4 protein-coding genes are annotated in these 3,476 nt (G+C 72.9%); all 4 read left to right on the forward strand.

Annotation, left to right across the window (positions count from 1 at the left end; genetic code table 11):
* Positions 1–181: 181 nt before the first annotated feature.
* Complete coding sequence (locus tag KBX39_RS26675) at positions 182–445, forward strand: DUF6343 family protein (protein ID WP_210873099.1); 264 nt, start codon at positions 182–184, stop codon at positions 443–445.
* A gap of 12 nt (positions 446–457) precedes the next feature.
* The gene (locus KBX39_RS26680; RefSeq protein WP_210873101.1) at positions 458–1,870 is read left to right on the forward strand and encodes an NADP-dependent succinic semialdehyde dehydrogenase; all 1,413 of its coding nucleotides are present in this window, start codon (positions 458–460) and stop codon (positions 1,868–1,870) included.
* Positions 1,871–1,902: 32 nt separating this feature from the next.
* Positions 1,903–2,877, forward strand: a complete 975-nt coding sequence (locus KBX39_RS26685; RefSeq protein ID WP_255423753.1) for a TIGR03885 family FMN-dependent LLM class oxidoreductase — start codon at positions 1,903–1,905, stop codon at positions 2,875–2,877.
* 37 nt (positions 2,878–2,914) lie between these two features.
* Positions 2,915–3,476 (forward strand): cation:proton antiporter (locus tag KBX39_RS26690; RefSeq protein WP_210873103.1); only part of this gene is annotated, 562 nt, incomplete at its 3' end.

Below are 3,476 nucleotides of genomic sequence, written 5' to 3' on the forward strand. Positions count from 1 at the left end.
GCCTGCGTCGTGGTCATGCCATCCTCTCCACCGGCCCGCGGGATCTCCGCCGGAAACCGGCACCCCGAAGTAACGCACCCGCCCGCAGCGCGCATCCGGCGACCGCCCGCCGGGTGTCCCGGATCACCGGCGTTCCCGCCCCGGCCGGTTATCCCCGCCCGTGCCGGGGTAGGCCCCAGGAATGACCCGATCACAACCCCGGCGCGCCCGCGGCCCGGTCGGCCACCCGAACAGCGCCCTGAACCTGCGGCTCGTGCTGGCGACGTTCGGTCTGGTCGTGATGACCGTCTTCGCGGTGCTCGCGTTCGCCGCGAACATCGCCTGGCTGGGCGTGGTCTGCGCACTGCTCGCCGTGGTGGCGGTGGTCGACCTGGTCGTGATCCAGCGCCGCCGCGCCGCGCGCCGCCGGGAGGAGCCGGGCGTGCGGCACTCGCTGTTCGAGTGACAGGAGGACGACATGCCCATCGCCACCACCAATCCCGCCACCGGACAGGTGCTCAAGACGTACGACGCGATGTCGGACGAGCAGATCGACGCCGCGATCGAGCGGGCCGACCTGGCCTTCCGGCAGTTGCGTGAGACCACCATCGCGCAGCGGGCCCGGTGGCTCACCGCCGCCGCCGACCGGCTCGACGCCGAGCGCGACGAGACGGCCCGGCTGATGACCACCGAGATGGGCAAGACGTACGCCGCCGCGAAGGCGGAGGTCACCAAGTGCGCCACCGCGTGCCGCTTCTACGCCGACAACGCGCCCCGGATGCTCGCCGACGAGCCGGCCGACGCCGCCGCGGTCAAGGCGAAGCGGGCGTACGTGCGCTACCAGCCGATCGGCCCGGTGCTCGCGGTGATGCCGTGGAACTTCCCGCTGTGGCAGGTCATGCGCTTCGCCGCCCCGGCCCTGATGGCGGGCAACACCGGCCTGCTCAAGCACGCCTCGAACGTGCCGCAGACCGCGCTCTACCTGGAGGACCTGTTCCGGCGGGCCGGGTTCCCCGAGGGCGCGTTCACCACGCTGCTGGTCGGCTCCGACGCGGTCGACCGGATCCTCAGCGACCCCCGCGTCCGCGCCGCCACGCTCACCGGCAGCGAGCCGGCCGGCCGGTCCATCGCCCAGATCGCCGGCCGGGAGATCAAGAAGACGGTGCTGGAGCTGGGCGGCAGCGACCCGTTCGTGGTGATGCCCTCGGCCGACCTGGACACCGCCGCCGAGGTGGCCACCACCGCCCGCTGCCAGAACAACGGTCAGTCCTGCATCGCCGCGAAGCGGTTCATCGTGCACACCGACGTGTTCGACGCGTTCGCCGAGAAGTTCGCCGCCCGGATGGCGGCGCTGCGCGTCGGCGACCCGATGGACGACGGCACCGACGTCGGCCCGCTGGCCAGCGAGCGTGGCCGCGACGAGGTGCACGCCCAGGTCACCGACGCGGTGGACCAGGGCGCGACGGTGCTCTGCGGCGGTGAGAAGCCGGCCGGGGACGGCTGGTACTACCCGCCGACCGTGGTCACCGACCTGCGCCCGGAGATGCGGATGTGGTCCGAGGAGGTGTTCGGGCCGGTCGCCGGGCTCTACCGGGTCGGCTCGTACGACGAGGCGATCGAAGTGGCCAACGGCACCAGCTTCGGCCTCGGCTCCAACGCCTGGACCAACGACCCGGCCGAGCAGGAGCGCTTCGCCGTCGACCTGGACGCCGGCAACGTGTTCATCAACGGGATGACCACGTCCTATCCGGAGCTGCCGTTCGGCGGCGTGAAGAACTCCGGGTACGGCCGCGAGCTGTCCGCCGCCGGCATGCGCGAGTTCTGCAACACCAAGACCGTGTGGATCGGCGAGGGCCAGGCCGGCGCGGGCGCCGGAGCGCACTCCGAGTAGACGCGATTGGCCGGACGCCGTCACGGGTAGGAGTGCCCACCATGACGGCGTTCGGCTTCCACGCATCCCACGAGCAGATCCACCCGGCCCGGCTGCTGGAGGCGGTGATCCACGCCGAGCGCGCCGGCTTCGACGCGGCCATGTGCTCCGACCACTTCTCGCCGTGGAGCGAGCGGCAGGGCCAGTCCGGGTTCGCCTGGTCCTGGCTCGGGTCCGCGCTCCAGGCCACGAACCTGTCCTTCGGCGTGGTGAACGCGCCGGGCCAGCGCTACCACCCGGCGATCATCGCGCAGGCCATCGGCACGCTCGGCGCCATGTACCCGGGCCGGTTCTGGGCCGCGCTGGGCACCGGCGAGGCGGCGAACGAGCACATCACCGGCGAGGTCTGGCCGCGCAAGGACGTCCGCTCCGCGCGGCTGCGCGAGTGCGTCGACGTGATCCGGGCGCTGCTGGCCGGCGAGGAGGTCAGCCACGACGGCCTCGTCACAGTGGACCGGGCGAAGCTGTGGACCCGGCCGGAGGAGCCGCCCGCGCTGGTCGGCGCCGCGGTCAGCGTCGCCACCGCACGCTGGTGCGCCGAGTGGGCGGACGGGCTGATCACCGTCAACGCGCCGGTCGAGCACCTGCGCCGGATGATCGACGCCTACCGGGGCGCGGGCGGACGCGGCCCGCTGCACCTGCAGGTGCACGTGAGCTGGGCGCCCGAGCAGGCCGAGGCCGAGGCGATCGCGTACGACCAGTGGCGCAGCAACGTGTTCGCGCCGCCGGTGTGCTGGGACCTGGAGACCCCCGAGCACTTCGACGTGGCGAGCGCCGACGTGCCGATGTCGACGGTCGCCGAGACCGTGAACGTCTCCGCCGACCTGGGCCGGCACATCGGCTGGCTGGAGGAGTACGTGGCGCTGGGCTTCGACCAGATCGCGCTGCACCACGTCGGGCAGGAGCAGCGCGCGTTCATCGACACGTTCGGCGCGGAGGTGCTGCCGAAGCTGCGCTCCGCCGCCTGATCACACATCGACGCCGCGGCGCATAGGCTCGACGCTCGTGGATGCTCTGTTCGAGGTAGTGGTCTTCCTGGCCATCGCCACGTTCGGCGCGGCGCTGGCCCGCAAGCTCGGCCTGCTCGCGCCGATCCTGCTCGTGGTGCTCGGTCTCGCGCTGTCCTTCCTGCCGTTCTTCCCGCACGTGCGGCTGGACCCGGACCTGGTGCTTGTGGGCATCCTGCCGCCGCTGCTGTACGTGGCGGCGGTGGAGACGTCGGTGCCGGCGTTCCGGCTCAACCTGCGGCCGATCCTGCTGCTCGCCGTCGGGCTGGTCATCTTCACCGCGTTCGTGGTGGGCACCGTCGTGCACTGGTTCCTGCCCCACCTGCCGTACGCGATCTGCCTGGCGCTGGGCGCGGTGGTGGCGCCGCCGGACGCGGTCGCCGCCACCGCGGTGGCCCGCCGGGTCGGCCTGCCCCGGCGGATCGTCACCATCCTGGAGGGCGAGAGCCTGGTCAACGACGCCACCGCGCTGGTGCTGCTGCGGGTCGCGATCGTCGCGGCGACCGCCACCCCCGGCGGGGTCGGCGCCGGCGACGTGGCCCGGGAGGTGGGGGTCGCGG

The sequence above is a fragment of the Micromonospora sp. D75 genome (assembly GCF_018070405.1).
Classification (GTDB): domain Bacteria; phylum Actinomycetota; class Actinomycetes; order Mycobacteriales; family Micromonosporaceae; genus Micromonospora; species Micromonospora chalcea.